Origin of the sequence: Paraburkholderia sp. SIMBA_054 (assembly GCF_046534875.1) — a bacterium.
GTDB lineage: Bacteria > Pseudomonadota > Gammaproteobacteria > Burkholderiales > Burkholderiaceae > Paraburkholderia > Paraburkholderia hospita.
Window position 1 is genome coordinate 42,183 of the sequence record NZ_JAWRXV010000062.1, and the last position, 18,525, is coordinate 60,707.

The following is an 18,525-nucleotide window of genomic DNA, read 5'->3' on the forward strand; positions in this document are numbered from 1 at the left end:
GGCGGGAGCCAGTCGCGGACGCGTGGCGCAGCGCTTTTCCGAGCCGCTTTCCGTTGCGCTCGTGTGCCGATCATCGCGTTATGAAATCGAAGGGAAATATTAAGCAAATCACAGGAATATGCCCGTTTTTGGGATACGCGGATGCCCCAATTCCGCACTAGTGCACACTATCGGTGCCAATTCGGCGGACGCGCGTTGCGTGAACTGACGAACCGAAACACCATCAGCCCACGCCAGCCCATTCCAGTGCAGTTCCGCACCGACAACACGCGTTCGCGCATCTATTTGGCCCACTTCTTGCATTCGATGCCCGCTTTTTGCGCATCGCAGGAATTAAACGGATGGACAGTCTGAAAACCGGCACCGATACCCTCTTTCTTCTACTCGGCGCGGCGATGGTGCTCGCGATGCACGCGGGCTTCGCGTTCCTCGAGCTGGGCACGGTCCGCAAGAAAAATCAGGTCAACGCGCTGGTGAAGATTCTGGTCGACTTTTCGGTATCGACGATCGCGTATTTCTTCATCGGCTACACGATCGCTTACGGCGTCCAGTTCTACGGCAGCGCCGAAACGCTCGCCGCGCACAACGGCTATGCACTCGTGCGCTTCTTCTTCCTGCTGACGTTCGCCGCCGCGATTCCCGCGATCGTGTCGGGCGGCATCGCCGAGCGCTCGAAGTTCAACCCGCAGCTGTTCGCGACCTTCGTGCTGGTCGGCTTCATCTACCCGTTCTTCGAGGGGATCGTCTGGAACGGCCACTTCGGCATCCAGACGTGGCTCACGCAGACGCTCGGCGCGCCCTTCCATGATTTTGCGGGCTCCGTGGTCGTGCACGCGTTCGGCGGCTGGGTCGCGCTGCCCGCCGTGATGCTGCTCGGCGCGCGCCACGGCCGCTATACGCGCGACGGCCGCATCGCCGCGCATCCGCCGTCGAACATTCCGTTTCTCGCGCTCGGCGCGTGGGTGCTGGCCGTCGGCTGGTTCGGCTTCAACGTGATGAGCGCGCAGACGATCGACAAGATAAGCGGCCTCGTCGCCGTCAACTCGCTGATGGCGATGGTCGGCGGCACGCTGACCGCGTGGCTCGCGGGCCGCAACGACCCGGGCTTCACGTATAACGGCCCGCTCGCGGGACTGGTGGCCGTATGCGCCGGCTCGGACGTGATGCATCCGCTCGGCGCGCTGATGACGGGCGCCGTCGCGGGCGTACTGTTCGTCTATATGTTCACGATCGTGCAGAACCGCTGGCGCATCGACGACGTGCTCGGCGTGTGGCCGCTGCACGGCCTGTGCGGCGCGTGGGGCGGCATCGCGGCGGGGATTTTCGGCTTGCACGCGCTGGGCGGGCTGGGCGGCGTCTCGTTCGCGGCGCAGGTGATCGGCACGCTCGGCGGCGTCGTGTTCGCGACGCTCGGTGGCACGATCGTCTACGGCGCGATCCGGATGACGGTTGGGCTGCGCATCGACCAGGAAAACGAGTTCAACGGCGCCGACCTGTCGATCCACAAGATCACGTCGACGCCAGAGCGCGAAACGGTCGGCTGACGGCATCTGGCGCACCAATGCAAGCCCGCCGCGTCTGGTGTAACCTCGCGTTTCCAGGATCGGGACATGCCGTTGGGCGCGCCGCCGATCCTTCATACAAACGCGCGCGCCGATGTTAGACTTGCGCGCGCCGGAGATGGCATTCTCCTAAACCGCCCTCGTGGCTGATGATGCCTGCTTCGCCCGGACCTGCGGACGTTGCAGCGTCACGCCTCGCCGCAGCCCGGTTCGTCGATGTTCGGCTTTCCAGGCTTGCTCATGTATCTGTCCATTCTTGCCGTCGGTATCGGTGGCGCACTCGGTTCGCTGTTTCGCTGGTTTCTCGGTCTGCGCCTCAACGCACTCTTTCCGGCGCTGCCGCTCGGCACGCTCGCGTCGAATGTGATCGCGGGTTACATCATCGGCGTGGCCGTCGCATACTTCGGGCGCAACCCGCAGATCGCGCCCGAATGGCGCCTCTTCATCATCACAGGCCTGATGGGCGGCCTGTCGACGTTCTCCACGTTCTCCGCCGAAATCGTCCAGCATCTGCAGCAAGGCCGCCTCAACTGGGCCGCAGGGGAGATTGCGATTCACGTGGTGGCGTCGGTCATTATGACCGTGCTCGGCATCGCAACGGTCGCCATCGTCTCGCGCTGAACTGCACGCGCTGAATGGCGCGCGCGCCGCGCGACGCGATCGCCACGATGATGACTGACACCCGCCGTTCATCAAAAGATCATCGCTGAACGCTGCCGCGTGCGCGTCGCGTAGCTGTATCATCGACGTCATATGTGGCGGGCATCGTGACGATCCATCACGCGCGCACCGCCGCCGAACGCGCGACGAGCCTCGCATCGTCGCATCGTCGCCAAAAAAGGGCTTGAGCCGGACGGCGCGCGTTGCGCCCGCTTCGCGCGCATCCCATGCAAGCCAGCCGGGGACCTCTTGAAGTACAGATATCTTTCGCGTCGTTCGTTGCTTCCGCTTCGGCGCAGCGCAGAGGAGTTGTCGTTTGCGTTTTCGGAGCTGCTCGCTCAGCCGCTCAGCCGGCCCGAAGCGGCCGCACGTTTCGAAACCCTGTGGAACGAAGTCAACAACGCCGCGCAGTCATGCGACGACAGCGACGCCGCCTTCACCTACATCGCGTTGCTGCACAGCATGGACCAGCGCTGGCGGTTCCTGAGATCGATGAACTAGCGGGCAAATGACCGTGTCCTCCGATCAGTCCGATAACGAACAGACCAAAGCGGCCGCGCGGCCACCCCGCTGCGCCGACGAAATCGAAAAGGACTTTCTGGATCTGCTGATGTCGGGCATTCCGCCCGACGTCGCGCACGACAAGTTCGAGCGCCTGTGGGATGAGACAAACACCCTCGCCGCATCGTCGATGATGACGGCGCAAGGGCTTCCGTATATCGCGCTGCTCAAGCGCATGCATACGGCGTTCGTGGAGCGCTATCCGCGCTGAACGGCTGAGCGCGGATGGCTCTCTGGCAACGCGGCGGCACGCGCGGCCGCCGCGCCAGCTTACGACTTCGCGGGACGCCCCGTCTTTACCGCTTCGAGTTCCTGCACGGCCGCGATCAGCCGCTTGGCGGGCGACACGGCAAGCAGATTCAGACCCGCGCGCAGCAGTTCGCTCTTCTTCACGGAAAGGCCCGCGTCGAGGCAACGCTGCTTGAGTTCAGCGATCTTCGCGTAGTCGGATTTCGGCATCGTGAAGCTGTCACGGACGACTTTTTCCTTCTCTTTCTTCACGCGCGCCTTTTTCTCGGCGGCGGTGGCGGGTGCCGATGCGTTCTTCGCGGTCTTGACGGCCTTGGCTTCCTTAGGCGCCTTCGCAGGCTTCGCGTTCGCGGCAGGCTTCGCGTTCGAGGCAGGGCTCGCGCTGCCGGCGGGCTTGACTGCCTTTTCCGTCTTTGCGCTCTTCGCCGCTTTCACAGTACCCGCGGCGCTCGCGGTCTTCGTGGCTTTGGCGGTCTTCGGGCTTGCGCTGGCTGCTTCCGGCGCGCTCACGGGCGCCTGCTCGACCGTCGATGCTTTCTTCGCTTCCGAAGTCTGCGAAGCCTTCGCTGCAGGCTTTTTCGTTTCGGTAGCCGGTTCCTTCGCGCTCTTCGGGAAGTGGAAGGCCTTCTTGGTGGGTTCCTTGGTTCGTGGCGTGCTCATCGTGTTTCCTCGTTAACGGTATAAACAGTATATACGGTTTATCGGACAGTGCTGCTCGCCATAAAGTGATGTTTAGAAGACAGCGCCCGCTACGCTTCGCGCAACAGCCGCACCGCCTCGCACCGGCATGCCTTGCGACGCTCTTTCAGAAACACCAGCGCCGCGTGCGCCTCGGTCTCGTCGGCGAACAGGCTGGTGTTTTCGCGCAACAACGCAATGCTTGCCGTCACGTCGTTGAGTTCGCCGAAGCACTGCTGCAGTTTCTTGAGACGCTTCAACGATTGGTCCTGACCGACGTCATCGAGCACGGGGCCGAAAAGCTCGATCAGATAACGAACCTTCTTGCCCGCCTTGCGCACGTCGTGGAGCAGATCGTAGTCGGCGCGTTTCGCGCGGGACGCCGTGCGCATCCGCTTTCGCAACGACTTTTCGGCGGCACGCACGCGCTTCGCCGCGAACTTCTGCAATGCGTGCCTTTCGGGCGCCGTGTTCAATTCCTTCGATGTGCTTGCGAGCGCGCCATGCAGCACGTTGCGTATGTCCGCGTTGACGAGCGTCTCGCGGCTCGCGGCCAGCGCGCGCTCGCGCGCTTCGCGCAGACAGGCGGGCGCGGCGCACGTCGCGCCCTCTTCGCCATTCTCGTTCGTTTCGCTCTTCTCGCCCGCCAGCAGTTCCAGCAGGATGTCCCAGTCGCGCGTCTTACCGGCGGCATCGGCGAGAAAGCGGTACAGCGCGCGCTGCCGCGTGTTTTCCTGCCTGTCGAGCAGCGGACCATACGCCCACCACAACGAGCGCAAGCGCCGCAGCGCAACACGCAGCTGATGCAGGGATTCCGGCGAAGCGTCGGCGTGAATGGATGCGTTGTGCGAAAGCGCTTCGTCGACGAGCGGCGCTGCGAGCGCGGCGAACGTCGACTCCGCTTGCGCTTCGCCGCCGGAATCGGCGACGTCATGCGCGCGATCGTCGTGTTTCATGGGGCCTCGTATCGGGAGCGACAACAAGATGCCTTGTGATGCATCGACCGATGCAGCTGACATCATACGCTTTCCCGATTGTGCCAAAATCGCGACTTCTGATGCTGCGTCTATCTGTCCTGCGGCAGGTTGCGCGTGACGAACGTCGGCAGATCCAGCACGAGACAGAAGCCCTGGCCTGCCGCGAGCACGCAGTCGACGGGAACCGCCCACCCTCGTCGCGGGGCGGCTTGCGTCGCAATGCAACGACGCCCTGAATCCAGTGCTGGAATGCGGGTAACGGCCATCCGCACAATGCGACGTCTGCCGCCGCCACTTCCACGTTTTCCTCCTGCAGCCAGCCGCCGATATAGTTGCGCGCACGTAGCTGCAACTGCGGCAACGGCGTCATCTGCGGAACGTTCGCAACATCGACATGCCCGCTACCGCTCGCCATGCTCTCGCCGGGAGCGAGATAGATGAAATAGTGCGGCGCGAGTATCCGCGTGCTGGCGACGATATCCAGCGCGCCACCTTCGACGCGACGCTCGGGCAGCACGAACTCGTGCGCATCGGGCGCCGCGTGCGCGCGCATCTCTGTCAGCTTGACGCGTAGTGCTTGAATTTTTTGCCTGCACGCATTCGTCCAACGGTGTTCGGCATCGTCGACATCGGGTTCGAGCGTGCTGAGGTCGCCTGGATGCACGGCCTTCGCATCCGCGAGCGCGCGCCGCGCCGCGACGATCGCCTTCGGCGCACTCAGCGAGATGTACCGCGACGGCTCGCGGCCCACGTCGTCGTCATCGATCCGGTATTCGAGCAGGCACCAGCGCAACGACGGATCGCGCAAGGCCGCGTCGGCGCTCACGACACGCCCGCCGAGCGCCATCGTCGCGTACAGATATTCGACTGTCTTGCGCGTCGTCGGCGCTGGCTGTTGAAGTGGTGCAAGTTCGGGCTGGCTGATATTCAGGGCGTCCATGTTCATTCCCGCGTCGGGGGTTCGCATTGCCGCGCGCCGGGTCAATCGACGCACGGTGATCACCCAGCACAGCTAAAACCACGCCACGTGTCCGGCGCCCCGCTCGCAGACCCATATGCACATGAACGCCACGCCCCCTCGCGCGCCGCCCGAACGGACAGGCACGCCGGATGCGCTATGCATCCCGTGGACTTCCAAAGGAGGAAATGATGACCATACTTGACCCGAAAATGAACCCGGTACATGGGGGCGCAGGCATCGTCGGCGGTGGCGTGGGCGAAGGTCCGGGGCCTGAAGTAATGGCTGCGGCAACGCTCGATGGCAACAAGGTCGTCTCGTCGGACGGCGAACACGTCGGCAAGATTTCGGACATCATGCTCGACGTGCGGAGCGGACGCGTCGCTTATGCGGTGCTCTCGGAGGGCGGTTTCCTCGGCATGGGCAGCAATCTGCACGCAATCCCATGGGGCGCGCTGACGCTCGATACCGACGAGAAGGTGTTCCGCGTCGATATCACCGCGCAGCGGATCAAGGACGAACCGGGCTTCGACAAGGATCATTGGCCGTCGATGGCCGACGAAACCTGGGGCACGCAGATGCACCAGTATTACAACCGCGATCCGTACTGGACGACGACGTCCGTGGATCCTGTTGCGGTGCGGGATCGGGGGCTTTGATCCGGCTTTCACTTTTGGCTTCGGCCCAGCGTTCGCCCGTCATGTAACCGTCGAGCGAATCGCTGATTCTTCTTTCAACTGCAGTCGCGGCGGCCGTCCTGCTGGACGGCCGCCGCGTACTTTCATGGATGCGCAACGTTGGATCGAAAGCGGCACTCCAACACCAGCGCATGCGGAGTGTTCGTCCGCATCCAACATCGAAGCGTCCCGCCGTCCACTCAGATCGAGACGCACAACCGGCCGCAGCCCCGCCGGGGCTCATTGAAGCGCGGCAGTCATCACCGTCGGCACGGTCATTGCACTTGTTGGCTATGTCAAACAGGAGCAGGACATGATGAGCCATTTTCCGGATGCAGCCGAACCGAGGTCGATTCGCACCACGACCATCGTCGCCATCGCCGCGCTAGCCCTTATCGCCGTTTGCGGGACTGGGATTGCCGCACTTTTCGGGCTTCTGCCCGAATCAGAAAATGTCGCGGTCACGGTGACCACGATACCGCTGGTCGATATCTGGCGAAATGAGCCGAGCGCCCCCATCCGGCCGCAGTCCGAAAACCGGGATTCGGGAATGTCCGTGGAGTAGTCACCGGCGCGGTTGACGCGAGCGCATCGACCGTTTCGCCCCCAGCACGTCCCCGCTTCACGGCATATTTCCCCCTCCGCCTTCCCTTCCAGTCGCAAACGCGCAGTGAGTCGTCGGAAATCGATCCGACGAAAACTTGCTATGGCTCTCCGTCGGTCCCGATAAAGCGGACCCGGTTACGGGTGGAAAGCACAAAACGAAAGCACATATGGGGTAACAACTAGGTCTGCAGCGAAACATCCACGAAGGCACTGAAAAACCGATAGCCAGTAGGCATTTTCAAGGCAGCACAGTCTGCAGCAGTAGCCTATCGAGCAGTTGCAACGTCCTTCCTAACAAACACAAAGTCTGCAGCAATGCCGCCAGGCAACGCGCGCGTCGAGTCTAAGCGCGGGATACATCATGCAGTCATGCTGCGACGCAGCGCGAATAGGTTTCGCGGAGGCGTTCAACCCCAACGCTCACATAGCCAACGTTCTATCGCTCTACGTTGAAATATCGTAAGCACACGAGTATTCGTTCGTGCAGTTTGCATCAGTTGACCTATCGTCATGGAAGGCTCACCTTTCAAGTTCGCCATCCAATAATTCAAGTTCCTCTTTTGAAAGTCACTTCGTGACTCCAAGCGAGCGGCGTGTTGATTCGCAAACTTCAAAGCACGCACAACAATAGCCCCCCCAATTAGCTCTGCCTCTTACGGCCGCTATGTTGACCCAAACCGGCGGCACGCTGACCTCTGTTGCCCCACATAGCCCAATAGCTTGTGGACTTGAGACGCCAGAATGGTTTGCTGGCACGCAATGCTCTCGGAGGACATTCCTAAAGTGGATACCGCAACAGTCCCGACCAGCATGTGACATTAGATGTCTTGCGGTGGTGCTGAAGCGCCCCGATAGGCCAACCAGAGAGGCGTGTCCAAGTTCCATTCATCCAGAGAAGACGCATCGAGCGTAGGAATAATCGGCTTGCCGAAGACCGGGTTCATGGATGGAGACTCCTGTTTCTTCAGGCCCGATTGCAACTCAGAAAGATAGTCGTGGAAAAGCACGATAGTCGGCTCGATGTGATATTCAGGTCAGTGCCACTCTTATAACTTGCGAAATATCGTTATCTCCAAGCCCCTCTTCGACCGCACGCCGAAGCCAGTCACGCACGCGCCCTGCAATGGGCAGTCTCACGCCACTTTCGCACGCCAGTTGCTCCACGGCATCAAGGTCCTTCAACATCGTTCGAATCGAACCCGTGGGCTGCCTGGGAGCGACGACCATGCGAGGTTGAAGAGTCTGTAAAAGAACCGAATCAGCCCATCCGCCTGCGAGCGCTGCGGGCATGCGGGTGGCATCTACGCCTGCGTGCTGCGCAAGAAGTGTCGCCTCGGCAATCGCAGCGACCGAAGTCATGACTATGGTCTGATTCACAAGCTTTGCGGCCTGTCCGGCACCGGACTCCCCCATAAGCGTGGCATTAGCAGCGTACGCCACGAGCACCGGCGATATTTCGTTAAAAGTCGACACGTCACCGCCGGCGAAAATGGCTAATGAGCCTGCCGCGGCTCCCGTGGTGCCCCCGGATACCGGCGCGTCAATCCAGGCACCACCCGTGGATTCGCGCCAACGCGCAGAAAGCGAGCGCGCTTGCGTAGGCGTAGTGGTGGAATGGTCAACGACTGTGAGAGGCCTTGAGCCCGCACCTGCAGCAAGGCTATTCGGACCGAACACTACGTCTTCGACGGCTCGCCCGTCGGCGAGGGACAACAGCACAATGTCTACACTTTCAGCGACTTCAGCCGGTGTTCTGGAGGCAACGCAATGCTCGGCGAAGCCCAGCTCCAATGCCCGTGCTTTCTCAATTGAGCGATTCCAGACAACCATCCGCCTACCCGCACCGATAAGACGTCGCGCAATCGGCGAGCCCATCTTCCCCAAGCCACATAAGCCTACGCGCTGCTCATTCATTTCTTTCATTTCCACAGTCCCGATTCATTCCCGCAAAGGGCTCCTACAGAAGCGAATAGCGGGCGAGTACCTCGCATATTTCGTTACTGAGAAGATTAAATCCACTGCGTAGATCTTCACAAATCAATCTTTCGAAGACGTTCATTACGCAGCGGTTATGAGTATGCTCGGACCGAACATGCGGTACGCATTGGTAGATTTATGAGTTTCGGGTAATGCGGAGAGAGAGAAAAGTCATTCCGAATCGCAAGCCTGCGTCGTTATCCTTTCCTGATGCCGCAGGTTCGAACGCCGCATCGGTCACATCGCATTGGATTTTCCATACGCCATAGGCAAGACTTGCAATCTCTCCAGGCCTTAAGGGTACGCCCGATGAAACCTGCTCCGGCCTCGTCGATTTGCTGGGCGGCCGCGCCTGAGGCGTTACGTGGTGGTGCCTGTCTGACGGTCGAACCAGCTTGCGGCAATGAACATAGCCCACGCCGATTTGAGATTCCTGATGAAAAACAGCCGAGACAAAACACCCCTTCGTTCACGCGCCTGGTTCAACAACAGCGAAAATCCGACCATGACTGCCCTGTATCTCGAGCGCTTCATGAACTATGGGTTGACGCTTGACGAAATGAAGAGCGAGCGCCCGATTATCGGGATTGCGCAGACAGGCAGTGATCTGTCGCCCTGCAATCGTCACCACATCGAGCTTGCACAACGAGTTCGAGACGGCATCAGAGACGCTGGTGGAATTCCGATTGAGTTTCCGGTACATCCTATTCAAGAGACGGTCAAACGCCCGACGGCCTCTCTGGACCGGAATCTTACGTACCTCGGACTGGTCGAGACATTGTATGGCTACCCTTTCGACGGTGTGGTGCTAACAAGCGGTTGCGACAAGACTACACCTGCCATGCTAATGGGTGCAGCGACCGTGGACATTCCGGCAATCGTCCTCTCTGGGGGGCCTATGCTTAATGCCTGGTACAAGGGACAACGGGCAGGTTCGGGAACAATCATCTGGCACGCTCGTAGCGAACTTGCCGCCGGTCGCATGGATTACGACGAGTTTCTAAGTTGCGTTGCAAGCTCGGCGCCCTCAATTGGACACTGCAATTCGATGGGTACTGCGTTGTCAATGAACAGTCTTGCTGAGGTCATGGGAATGTCCTTGCCTGGGTGTGGGACAATTCCCGCGCCGTATCGCGAACGCGGACAGATTGCATATCAGACAGGGCGGCAAATTGTGCAACTCGTCCACGATGACGTCCGCCCCTCTTCCTTGATGACGCGTGAAGCGTTCGAAAACGCTATCGTGGTGGCAAGCGCCATCGGCGCGTCGACCAACTGCCCGCCACACATCAACGCCATCGCCCGACACATCGGTGTTGAGCTCGACCTGCGAGAATGGGACCGACTCGGCTACGAAATTCCGCTTCTCGTGAACTGCCAACCCGCAGGCAAATACCTCGGAGAGGAGTTCCATCGAGCCGGCGGTGTTGCAGCGGTAGTGTTTGAACTGCTCAAAGCTGGAAAGCTTCATCCGGACGTCATGACCGTCTCAGGCAAGACTCTTTCACAATGCTACGGTGAAAATTCGACGACTGATGCGGACGTTATCCGACCTTATGAGTCACCACTTAAGAAACAGGCCGGTTTCGTGGTACTTGGCGGCAACCTCTTCGACTCCGCAGTGATGAAGACTTCCGTGATCTCCGAGGACTTTCATCGTATGTACCTTCAGAACCCCGAAGACCCCAACGCCTTTGAAGGCCGGGCTATTGTGTTTGAAGGGCCGGAAGACTATCACGTACGCATTGACGACCCGTCACTCGAAATCGATGCACAATGCGTCCTCTTCATCAGAGGTACTGGCCCCGTTGGATATCCAGGCGCCGCTGAAGTCGTGAACATGATTCCGCCCGCGGAACTCATCAAACGAGGTGTATCGCTGCTCCCGTGCGTTGGCGATGGACGCCAATCCGGGACGTCCGCGAGCCCCTCGATTCTCAATGCATCGCCCGAGTCGGTGGTCGGAGGCGGACTGGCGATTCTACAGACAGGCGACCGCGTTCGCTTCGACATCGGCCGCCGTACTGCCGACATGCTTGTTCCCGCAGAAGAAATCGCCAGGCGCCGTCGGGAGTGGAGAGCACCAGAACTCATCCATCAAACTCCCTGGCAGGAACTGCAGCGGCGATATATCGGACAGCTGGAGGATGGTGCTTGCCTCGATTTCGCCGTCAAGTACCAACGTATCGCTGAAACGCACGGTGTTCCGAGGGACAACCACTGATTGAGGATAGTTCCGCTATGCTGGCCTTGGAATTGACTTCAAGGCCGGCGTCTACAGCTGCCTTGGCCAGGGAACTGAGCATTCGCCCTGGTGTCAGAGAAAAACCTCGAACCGGCGAGGTCTTTCTGTTGATATGGTCGATGATGAATGGTTAGCCGGACGCCTGACGCTCAAGGTGTCATCGTCGTGAGTAGCGTCTTCTTACCGTCCTTGTAACCGTAAAGCGAGAGCTTGGGGCTTTTCACATCGCCCTTATCGTCGAACCGGATACCACCGATCAGGCCTTCATAGTCGGTCGAGCGGGCAGCCGCCAGCACCTCCGCGCGGTCAGTACTGCCGCTGCGCTTCATTGCATCAACTATGACCATGACGGCATCGTAGGCGTACGGGGCGTATATCTGTACAGAGGTGCCGAATCGCTTTTCATAGTTCTTCTGGAAAGTCGGACCAGATTTCATCCGGGAGAGAGGAAGCCCCGCGATGCTGCAAACGAGGTTGTCAACGGCAGGCCCCGCCAGTGACGCGACTTCATCCGAGCATGTTCCATCGCCGCCGAGCACCTTGGCTTTCAGTCCCAGTTGCGCGGCCTGCCTGATGAATGGCCCCGCGGTTGCGTCCATGCCACCATAGAAGATTACGTCAGGCGATTGGCCCTTGATTTTCGTGATGAGCCCCTTGAAATCAATGGCCTTATCGTTGGTCGCTTCCCGCGCCACGACCTGTGCGCCGCCGGCTTTGACAGCAGCTACGAACTGGTCGGCAAGCCCTTGTCCATATGCAGTGCTGTCGTCAACAACGGCGACCTTCTTCACTTTAAGGGTATCCAAGGCGTAGTGCGCCAGCACAGGCGATTGCTGTGCATCGGTGGCAACCAGGCGGTAAGTCGTGTTGAAGCCCTGCTGCGTGAACGTCGGATTGGTTGAATCCGGGGAAATCTGCAAAATCTGAGCATCGTGGTAGATGCGCGATGCCGCGATTGAAACACCGGAATTCAGGTGCCCGACAACGGCAACCACACCGTCATCGACCAGCCGTTGTGCAACCTGCGTCCCCTGGCGAGGGTCCGCCTGGTCATCCATCGCGACGAGTTCCAGCTTCACCTTCTGTCCATCAACTACGAGCCCCTGCCGGTTGACCTCCTCCACTGCCAACCGAGCACCATTCTCGTTTTCCTTTCCCAGGTTCGCAATTGCGCCGGTGGTGGGTGCAGCGCTGCCAATCTTCACGACCCTAAGGTCGTCTGCTGCGTACGATATACAGCACCCGAACAACGTCGTTACGGCAAGTCCAGTTTTGAAGTGACTGTTCATGTCTCCTGCTCCCAATATCCTTGTAGCCAGTTGATGCGTCGTTCTTTCTGGCGCAGCGCCTACGATTGACGACAAAATGAGTTGCCACGGCTGTGAGGAGCGCGACACTCTATAGGTCGGCTCGACGCCAATCGCTGCAGCAACAGTTAGCGCGCCCGTGGGATACAGTCGAGAGGCGGCGAACAAAGGCTATTGGGGCAAAAAGACGATGACAATTTACTCTTTCGGTCGCTGATATTACGCGGTGGTAATGCCAACCTCATCGTGACGAGCGATGCGCTTTTTATCTTTTGCTGATGCCATCCGGCGGTGCATTGTCAGAAGCAGCCTCAGCAGCTTCTTCGCGCATGCATTCAGCCAGTAAAAGTGGCGCTGGGCTATCCAGGTCCGCTCGTCGGTACAACACAACCTCCCCAAGTCGTGTCAGCGAGGGAGTATTCATTAAGGAGATGCGACCTCTTGCGACATACTCAGTTGCGTAAGACAGGGGAAGTATTGCCACGAACGGCGCGCGTGCCATCAATTCAATATTCAACGCGATGGAACTGGACTCCACAGCCGCGTCTTTAATATCCAGGCCTTCTTCTTCCATCAACTGAGCAAGCGCGATGTAGGATGGACTTCCTTGTTGAGGTACTAGCCAAGTGAAGTCCTTGAGGTCTTTCAGGGTGACCCATCGCTCCTTAGAAAGTGCATGCGAGGGCCCAGCAACGAAGACGAACGGCTCACTGTAAAGTGACTCCGACATCAGGTCTGGGTCGTCCTTCGCCCTTGCGCGCGCTAGTACGAGGTCCGCTTCCCCTGTTCGCAGCATCTCGAGAAGCTTGTCCAATGGCGCTTCGATAAATCGGACCGAAGCTGCGGGCGCTCGAGTGAGAAAACTCACCATGGACTGCGAGATGAACGTAGGTGGGACTGCCGTCACCGAACCGAGGTTCACATGGCCCGCGGTGCCGGTCACGAGTGAGGCGACGTCCCGCTGCGCCAGTCCCACCTGCCGGAGGATTTCCTGACCGCGACGCGCGAGGACGGCACCAACGTCCGTCAGTAAGACCGCCTTCCCAACCCGCTCTGTAATAGCAGTGCCCAATGCCTGTTCAATCTCTCCTATCTGCTTCGACACTGCGGGCTGGGTGACATGAAAGGCGGCAGCCACCTTCGTAACCTGTTTTAGGTCGGCCAGTGCAACGAGCAGCCGCAAATGCGTCAGCCGCAAGCCACTTGAGAAAAATCTCTCTATTGGTGTCAGCATTGTTCGCCTCTTTTATATTACTCAGAGGTAATGTAGCGACGCCAAAAGTGATTTGTCAACAACGTTCATAGTCACCTACGCTAGTGGTACTGGAGCGGGTTTCCGCCAGTTTCGTCGTTTGAAACCTCTCGAGTTCCGAACAACGACAGGAGGACAGAATTGCCAAAAGGTTATGTTATCGCTTTGATTCGGGTCATCGATGCACGCCGCTATGACCACTATCGAGCCTTGGCCACCGAGGCAATCTGGGCTCACCGTGGCAGGGTTCTCGTGCGAGGTGGGCGCAACGAAGTGATGGAAGGATTGGCTCCTGAGCGCACGGTTATCGTGGAGTTTGATGACCTCGATAAAGCCAGGCAGTTCCACTGCTCAGTCGAATATTCGAGGGCTCGTGCGGCCCGAGAAGGCGCAGCTGATGTGAGCATGTTTGTTGTCCAAGGTGTTGACAGCTGAGAGCCCACAATGGTCAACGCTTACCCCTACTGCCGCGACGGCAACTATTAAAGAATTCAACGGAACAAAATGAAAGTTAGGACTAACGCAATTGACAGAGACAGTTCGGCTCAACTTTTTGAGCGTGCTCGTGCCGTGATGCCTTCGGGTTACACCCGAAACATGTTGGTAACCAAGCCTCATCCGTTCTACGCCGTAAGCGCTGAAGGCTCGTACATAACCGATGCAGATGGTTGGACTCGCATTGACTGGGTCAACAACTTCGCTTCGCTGATTCACGGGCACAACAAGCGCGAGGTTGTCGAAATAATCTCGCAACAGGCTGCGCGCCTACTTTCGGCCACGATGCCCGCCGAGTGGGAAGTTCGCCTCGCGGAGTTGCTGGTCGAGCGGATTCCATCGGTCGAGCAGGTCCGGTTCATGAATTCCGGCACAGAAGCCAATCTCATCGCTATCAAGGCAGCGCGTGCATTCTCCGGCAAGTCCAAAGTTGCAAAGCTGGAAGGCGGATATCACGGTCAGTACGACCTGCTCGAGGCTAGCTATGTGCCGTCAGCCGATAGATGGGGCGCGCGCGACTGCCCGGCTGTCCTTGCACATAATTCGGGTACGCCCAAGTCGCTGCTCGACGAGCTCGTGTTGTTCCCATTGAACGACATCGCCACCATGCGGGAAATCCTGAGGCGCAACGCCTCCGAAGTCGGCACCGTCATCATCGACCCGAGCGGCCTATCACTGGGAACAGGCGTTTATGCAGACCGCGAATTCCTGGCGGCGCTGCGCGAGACGACCGAGAGGCTCGGCATGGTTCTGATTTTTGACGAAGTGTGGTCCCTTCGCAGCGGATATCGAGGTACACAAGGCGCGGTCGGCATCACACCTGACATCACCACGATGGGCAAGATGATTGGTGGTGGATTGCCCATCGGCGCGGTCGGCGGTAAGCGCGACGTGATGTCGGTCTTCTCGGTCGACGAAGGCGAGCCGAAGGTCAAGCATTCGGGCACCTTCACGGGAAATCCGATGTCCATGGCAGCAGGCTTCACTGCAATGTCTCTTATGGTTCCAGAGATGTTCGAAATGCTTGCCGTTCAGGGGCAACGCCTGACCGATGGGTTGCGGCGTGCGCTTACTGACACCAACACGCAAGGTCATGTCGTGAATCGAGGGTCGATGACGAACCTGCTCTTCACCGAGGGCATCCCTGTCGACTACCGCGACCTCTACACACAGCAAACCCCCACAGTCGCGGCGCTCGCCGCCAAAATGCCAAAGCTGATGGCAACGGAAGGACTGCATGTTCTCCGCAACATGTTCGTTGGCTCGACCGCGATTTCGGATGACGATGTGGACCAGACCATCGCTGCGGTTACGCGCGCTTTGGTGGCTGCGCGAGAAGCCCGATGACCACCGCCCGATGAGACGATATTCTGCCAACATTGGAACGCTTTGGTCGCATCTGCCGCTTCTGAAGCGCATTGAAGCTGCCGCGTGCGCAGGCTTCCGAGCGGTAGAAATGCATTTTCCGTACGCGGTAGCGCCGGGCGAGGTTCGCAAGGCCATTGAGCAGTTCGACCTGACGCTGCTGGGTATCAATTCCCCACCTGGCGACCTCGCAAAGGGCGAACTCGGCCTCGCTGCTATCCCCGGTCGCGAAGACGAATTCGCGCAAAGCCTGTACACGGCGCTGGAATATTGCCAGGCATCCGGAGCGCAGGCTCTACATATTATGGCCGGCAACACCGCTGGATATTGGCGCGAGGCATGCCTTGAATCCTTCAGAACGAACATGTCATTGGCTGCCGAGGTCGCCTCCTCGTGCAACGTCAGGCTGCTCCTTGAGCCATTGAACCGGATTCTTCATCCGGATTACTTCTACCACCAGGTCGATGAGCTTGCCGGGCTACTCGACGAGGTGGCGCATCCCTGGCTCAAAATTCAGTTCGACACATACCATGTTGGCATGCATCACCGCAGAGTTCGGGACGTCTTGAGAAGAAACTGGTCAAAGGTTGGCCACATCCAGATTGCTGCAGTCCCGGACCGGGGGGAACCCCGAGCCGGCGACGTCGATATCGCGGATGTGCTCGATGAAGCTGAATTGCGTGATTACACAGGCTGGATTGGATGCGAGTACAAGCCGCGCGGAGAACTCGATAAAGGACTTCAGTGGAGAGAACTAACACAGTTTTCGGAACTACGCTAATCTCCAGAGGAGCCAATGCTGGGTGCTTGAGCGTACGGTACCGGAACCGCGCAACGCCGATTGCAGGAGCGCCAGCATCCAGTACGGAATGGCGCCGGCAAAGAGAATGTTGGAGTACAGAATAGCTTGGTGAAGTGATTGTCCAACGCCGCCAAGATATCGGTAGATTGTCGGACCGGCCGCAATGGCGACAATCGAAAACAGCCCACCCGCGATAATTGCAATCACCACTGCGTGCCAAGCAATGCTCTCTGCCTCGCCATAGCGGCCGGCGCCACGCGCGCGAGCAATCGCCGATGAAACCCCGCCTCCGATTCCGGCATTTGCGACCATGGTCATCGTCAGCATGATGGGAACGACCATGGATGCCGCAGCGATGGCATCGGCACCAAGCGTACTGACAAAGTATGTTTCGGCGATGCCGAGCACCGTTGTCATCAAAAGCACAGCGACCGTCGGCAGAGCGAGCCGATGGCTTCTGCATTTACATCAGACACGCAAATCTAAAGTTTCAGATGAAGACTATCGCTCGCAGCTCATCGAACATGGCTGCAGAACCGAAGACGCTGCAACTGCGAATTAAATCTGCGCCGAGCCGCCGTCTACAAACAGTTCGCTTCCGTTGACGAAACTGCTTTCATCGGATGCCAGGAATAGCGCAGCGCTGGCGGTCTCGTCAGGGTTACCCAAACGCCCGAGCGGCGTCGTCGCCTCCACCGAACTCACCATGCCTTCGTGTACGTCATTTGACGGAGCCAGGTTGTGCCAACCCGGTGTCGATGTCGAGCCAGGCACAAGTACGTTCACACGAATCTTGCGCGGCGCGAGGTCAAGAATCCAGCTGCGGGCGAAGTTGCGGATGGCCGCCTTGCTTGCACTGTAGACGCTAAATGCCGGAATGCCGGTGACGGCTGACGTCGAGCCCGTGAGAACTACAGATGCCCCATCCTTGAGCAGCGGCAAAGCCTTCTGCACAGTGAAGAGCGTTCCTTTTACGTTAATCGCGAATGTCTTGTCGAAGTGCTCTTCGGAGATATTGCCGAGCGCGGCGAACTCGCCACCGCCAGCATTTGCAACCAGAATATCAATGACACCCGCTTCTTCCCTGATGGTCGCGTAGAGGCGGTCGAGGTCTGCAAGGTTTGATACGTCCCCCTGGACGCCCCGAGCGTCACCGCCGACCTCGGCAACTGCCTTGTCCAGCGCTTCCTGACGACGACCGGTCATGAAAACACGTGCCCCCTCCGCAGAGAAGCGCTTTGCGATTGCGAGACCGATACCGCTATTCGCGCCAGTGACCAATGCAACTTTACCTTTAAGCCTACCCATCTCGACACTCCAGTTACGTTTCGAGGTTGCATTATGGGACGGCACATTCTGATAAGATAGTACCTACCTAAAGGTAAGTGTGAGGTTTTTTGGATGGAACTGCGTTCGGACAGCTGCGGAATCGAGGTCGCGTTGACGGTTATCGGCGGCAAGTGGAAACCCCTTGTTTTGTTCCATCTCAACCATGGCCCTCGTCGATTTGGTGAGCTGAAGCGACTTGTGACCGGTATCAGTGAGAAAGTCCTGATTCAGCAGTTGCGAGAGCTTGCGGATGACGGGGTCATCATTCGCCGGGACTATCAGACAGTTCCGCCTAAGGTGGATTACGAAATGACCCCATTTGGTCACTCCTTGGCGCAAGCATTGAAACCGCTTTGCGCCTGGGGGGATGAAAACCGGTCGCGCATTGCCGAGTTGCAAAAGGAGGCTCAGACGACCGCCGCCTGAGGGATGACAAGAACGCAGGGGGCGCGGGCGAGCACCTTTCTTGGCACTAAACGCCGCAGCAACGTGATGCCATTTGTGGCATTCGGCGGCATGATGGGATCTCTCAGGTTCTGGCACAGCCCTCGGAATAGCCAGAAATCTCTTGGCCGACCCGGCCCGCGTCGGGACGGCTTTTTTTCGTCCTATCGCGTCCCACATCATCCCGAACGGACGCACTCCACCGAGCGACGATAAATCAGGGTTGAGCGATTCGTGGAGCGTGGCGTCTTGTTATCAAACCAACCCTCGCCCTGCGGGTTCGGCGCCTCGAAGGCTGCTGACGCCCCCCTATAAGGACTTTCCCTTTTTGCAAGCTGGGGTTGATTTATCCATCCATCCATTCGACTCCCATGTCATCGG

Annotated in this window: 20 protein-coding genes and 1 riboswitch; of the genes, 11 read left to right on the plus strand and 9 right to left on the minus strand. The window is 59.0% G+C overall.

Annotated features, from left to right (window positions below; genetic code table 11):
- The first annotated feature begins 341 nt into the window (after positions 1–341).
- The 4 genes from SB822_RS44255 to SB822_RS44270 all read left to right on the plus strand — a co-directional run bounded on the left by SB822_RS44255 (position 342) and on the right by SB822_RS44270 (position 2,994).
- Positions 342–1,544 carry an ammonium transporter gene (locus SB822_RS44255; protein WP_042308462.1) on the plus strand — a complete coding sequence of 401 codons (1,203 nt, stop codon included), beginning with the start codon at positions 342–344 and terminating at the stop codon, positions 1,542–1,544.
- 123 nt (positions 1,545–1,667) lie between these two features.
- A riboswitch (Fluoride riboswitch) is annotated at positions 1,668–1,728 on the plus strand.
- Between the two features lie 74 nt (positions 1,729–1,802).
- Positions 1,803–2,183: a fluoride efflux transporter CrcB gene (gene crcB / locus SB822_RS44260; protein WP_007588460.1), complete on the plus strand. Its 381-nt coding sequence runs from the start codon at positions 1,803–1,805 to the stop codon at positions 2,181–2,183.
- A 288-nt stretch (positions 2,184–2,471) separates the two neighbouring features.
- Positions 2,472–2,723, plus strand: coding sequence for a hypothetical protein (locus SB822_RS44265; protein ID WP_007588459.1), 252 nt, complete (start codon positions 2,472–2,474; stop codon positions 2,721–2,723).
- A gap of 7 nt (positions 2,724–2,730) precedes the next feature.
- Positions 2,731–2,994, plus strand: a complete 264-nt coding sequence (locus SB822_RS44270) for a hypothetical protein (protein WP_090838181.1) — start codon at positions 2,731–2,733, stop codon at positions 2,992–2,994.
- Between the two features lie 59 nt (positions 2,995–3,053).
- On the opposite strand, the gene SB822_RS44275 is transcribed toward SB822_RS44270, so the two are convergent.
- The 3 genes from SB822_RS44275 to SB822_RS44285 form a co-directional block, all read right to left on the minus strand.
- Positions 3,054–3,692: a hypothetical protein gene (locus tag SB822_RS44275; protein ID WP_090838179.1), complete on the minus strand. Its 639-nt coding sequence runs from the start codon at positions 3,690–3,692 to the stop codon at positions 3,054–3,056.
- Between the two features lie 89 nt (positions 3,693–3,781).
- Positions 3,782–4,666, minus strand: a complete 885-nt coding sequence (locus tag SB822_RS44280) for a CHAD domain-containing protein (RefSeq protein ID WP_090838177.1) — start codon at positions 4,664–4,666, stop codon at positions 3,782–3,784.
- Positions 4,641–5,627 carry a hypothetical protein gene (locus SB822_RS44285; RefSeq protein WP_410857596.1) on the minus strand — a complete coding sequence of 329 codons (987 nt, stop codon included), beginning with the start codon at positions 5,625–5,627 and terminating at the stop codon, positions 4,641–4,643. The genes SB822_RS44280 and SB822_RS44285 overlap by 26 nt, the downstream gene beginning before the upstream one ends.
- 209 nt (positions 5,628–5,836) lie before the next feature.
- Here SB822_RS44285 and SB822_RS44290 point away from each other — a divergent pair, with 209 nt between their 5' ends.
- The gene (locus SB822_RS44290) at positions 5,837–6,304 is read left to right on the plus strand and encodes a PRC-barrel domain-containing protein (RefSeq protein ID WP_007740563.1); all 468 of its coding nucleotides are present in this window, start codon (positions 5,837–5,839) and stop codon (positions 6,302–6,304) included.
- A 331-nt stretch (positions 6,305–6,635) separates the two neighbouring features.
- Complete coding sequence (locus tag SB822_RS44295) at positions 6,636–6,887, plus strand: hypothetical protein (RefSeq protein WP_007588448.1); 252 nt, start codon at positions 6,636–6,638, stop codon at positions 6,885–6,887.
- 859 nt (positions 6,888–7,746) lie between these two features.
- On the opposite strand, the gene SB822_RS44300 is transcribed toward SB822_RS44295, so the two are convergent.
- Together SB822_RS44300 and SB822_RS44305 are read right to left on the minus strand one after the other, a co-directional pair.
- Positions 7,747–7,935, minus strand: coding sequence for a hypothetical protein (locus SB822_RS44300; protein WP_143055802.1), 189 nt, complete (start codon positions 7,933–7,935; stop codon positions 7,747–7,749).
- A 22-nt stretch (positions 7,936–7,957) separates the two neighbouring features.
- Positions 7,958–8,851 (minus strand): NAD(P)-dependent oxidoreductase, encoded by an 894-nt coding sequence (locus SB822_RS44305; protein WP_090838175.1) that lies wholly within the window; start codon positions 8,849–8,851, stop codon positions 7,958–7,960.
- A 457-nt stretch (positions 8,852–9,308) separates the two neighbouring features.
- Between SB822_RS44305 and SB822_RS44310 the strand changes: the two genes are divergently transcribed.
- Complete coding sequence (locus SB822_RS44310; protein ID WP_410857597.1) at positions 9,309–11,129, plus strand: IlvD/Edd family dehydratase; 1,821 nt, start codon at positions 9,309–9,311, stop codon at positions 11,127–11,129.
- 170 nt (positions 11,130–11,299) lie between these two features.
- Here the strand turns inward: SB822_RS44310 and SB822_RS44315 are convergent, their stop codons facing one another.
- Positions 11,300–12,439: a branched-chain amino acid ABC transporter substrate-binding protein gene (locus SB822_RS44315; RefSeq protein ID WP_090838173.1), complete on the minus strand. Its 1,140-nt coding sequence runs from the start codon at positions 12,437–12,439 to the stop codon at positions 11,300–11,302.
- Positions 12,440–12,722: 283 nt separating this feature from the next.
- Positions 12,723–13,691, minus strand: coding sequence for a LysR family transcriptional regulator (locus tag SB822_RS44320; protein ID WP_090838171.1), 969 nt, complete (start codon positions 13,689–13,691; stop codon positions 12,723–12,725).
- A 159-nt stretch (positions 13,692–13,850) separates the two neighbouring features.
- Between SB822_RS44320 and SB822_RS44325 the strand changes: the two genes are divergently transcribed.
- The 3 genes from SB822_RS44325 to SB822_RS44335 all read left to right on the plus strand — a co-directional run bounded on the left by SB822_RS44325 (position 13,851) and on the right by SB822_RS44335 (position 16,350).
- The gene (locus tag SB822_RS44325) at positions 13,851–14,144 is read left to right on the plus strand and encodes a DUF1330 domain-containing protein (protein ID WP_007740571.1); all 294 of its coding nucleotides are present in this window, start codon (positions 13,851–13,853) and stop codon (positions 14,142–14,144) included.
- A gap of 162 nt (positions 14,145–14,306) precedes the next feature.
- Positions 14,307–15,551, plus strand: a complete 1,245-nt coding sequence (locus SB822_RS44330; RefSeq protein WP_244144637.1) for an aspartate aminotransferase family protein — start codon at positions 14,307–14,309, stop codon at positions 15,549–15,551.
- Positions 15,484–16,350 (plus strand): hydroxypyruvate isomerase family protein, encoded by an 867-nt coding sequence (locus tag SB822_RS44335; RefSeq protein ID WP_256211622.1) that lies wholly within the window; start codon positions 15,484–15,486, stop codon positions 16,348–16,350. The genes SB822_RS44330 and SB822_RS44335 overlap by 68 nt, the downstream gene beginning before the upstream one ends.
- Here SB822_RS44335 and SB822_RS44340 read toward each other — a convergent pair.
- Both SB822_RS44340 and SB822_RS44345 read right to left on the minus strand, forming a co-directional pair.
- Positions 16,342–16,797, minus strand: a complete 456-nt coding sequence (locus tag SB822_RS44340) for an MATE family efflux transporter (RefSeq protein ID WP_256211621.1) — start codon at positions 16,795–16,797, stop codon at positions 16,342–16,344. The two genes, SB822_RS44335 and SB822_RS44340, sit on opposite strands and share 9 nt — an antisense overlap.
- Positions 16,798–16,929: 132 nt before the next feature.
- Entirely contained in the window at positions 16,930–17,679 is a 750-nt protein-coding gene (locus tag SB822_RS44345) for an SDR family NAD(P)-dependent oxidoreductase (protein WP_090838163.1), read from the minus strand.
- 93 nt (positions 17,680–17,772) lie between these two features.
- Between SB822_RS44345 and SB822_RS44350 the strand changes: the two genes are divergently transcribed.
- A complete protein-coding gene (locus SB822_RS44350) occupies positions 17,773–18,126 on the plus strand; it encodes a winged helix-turn-helix transcriptional regulator (RefSeq protein ID WP_007587210.1) in 354 nt (117 codons plus the stop codon).
- Positions 18,127–18,525: the final 399 nt, after the last annotated feature.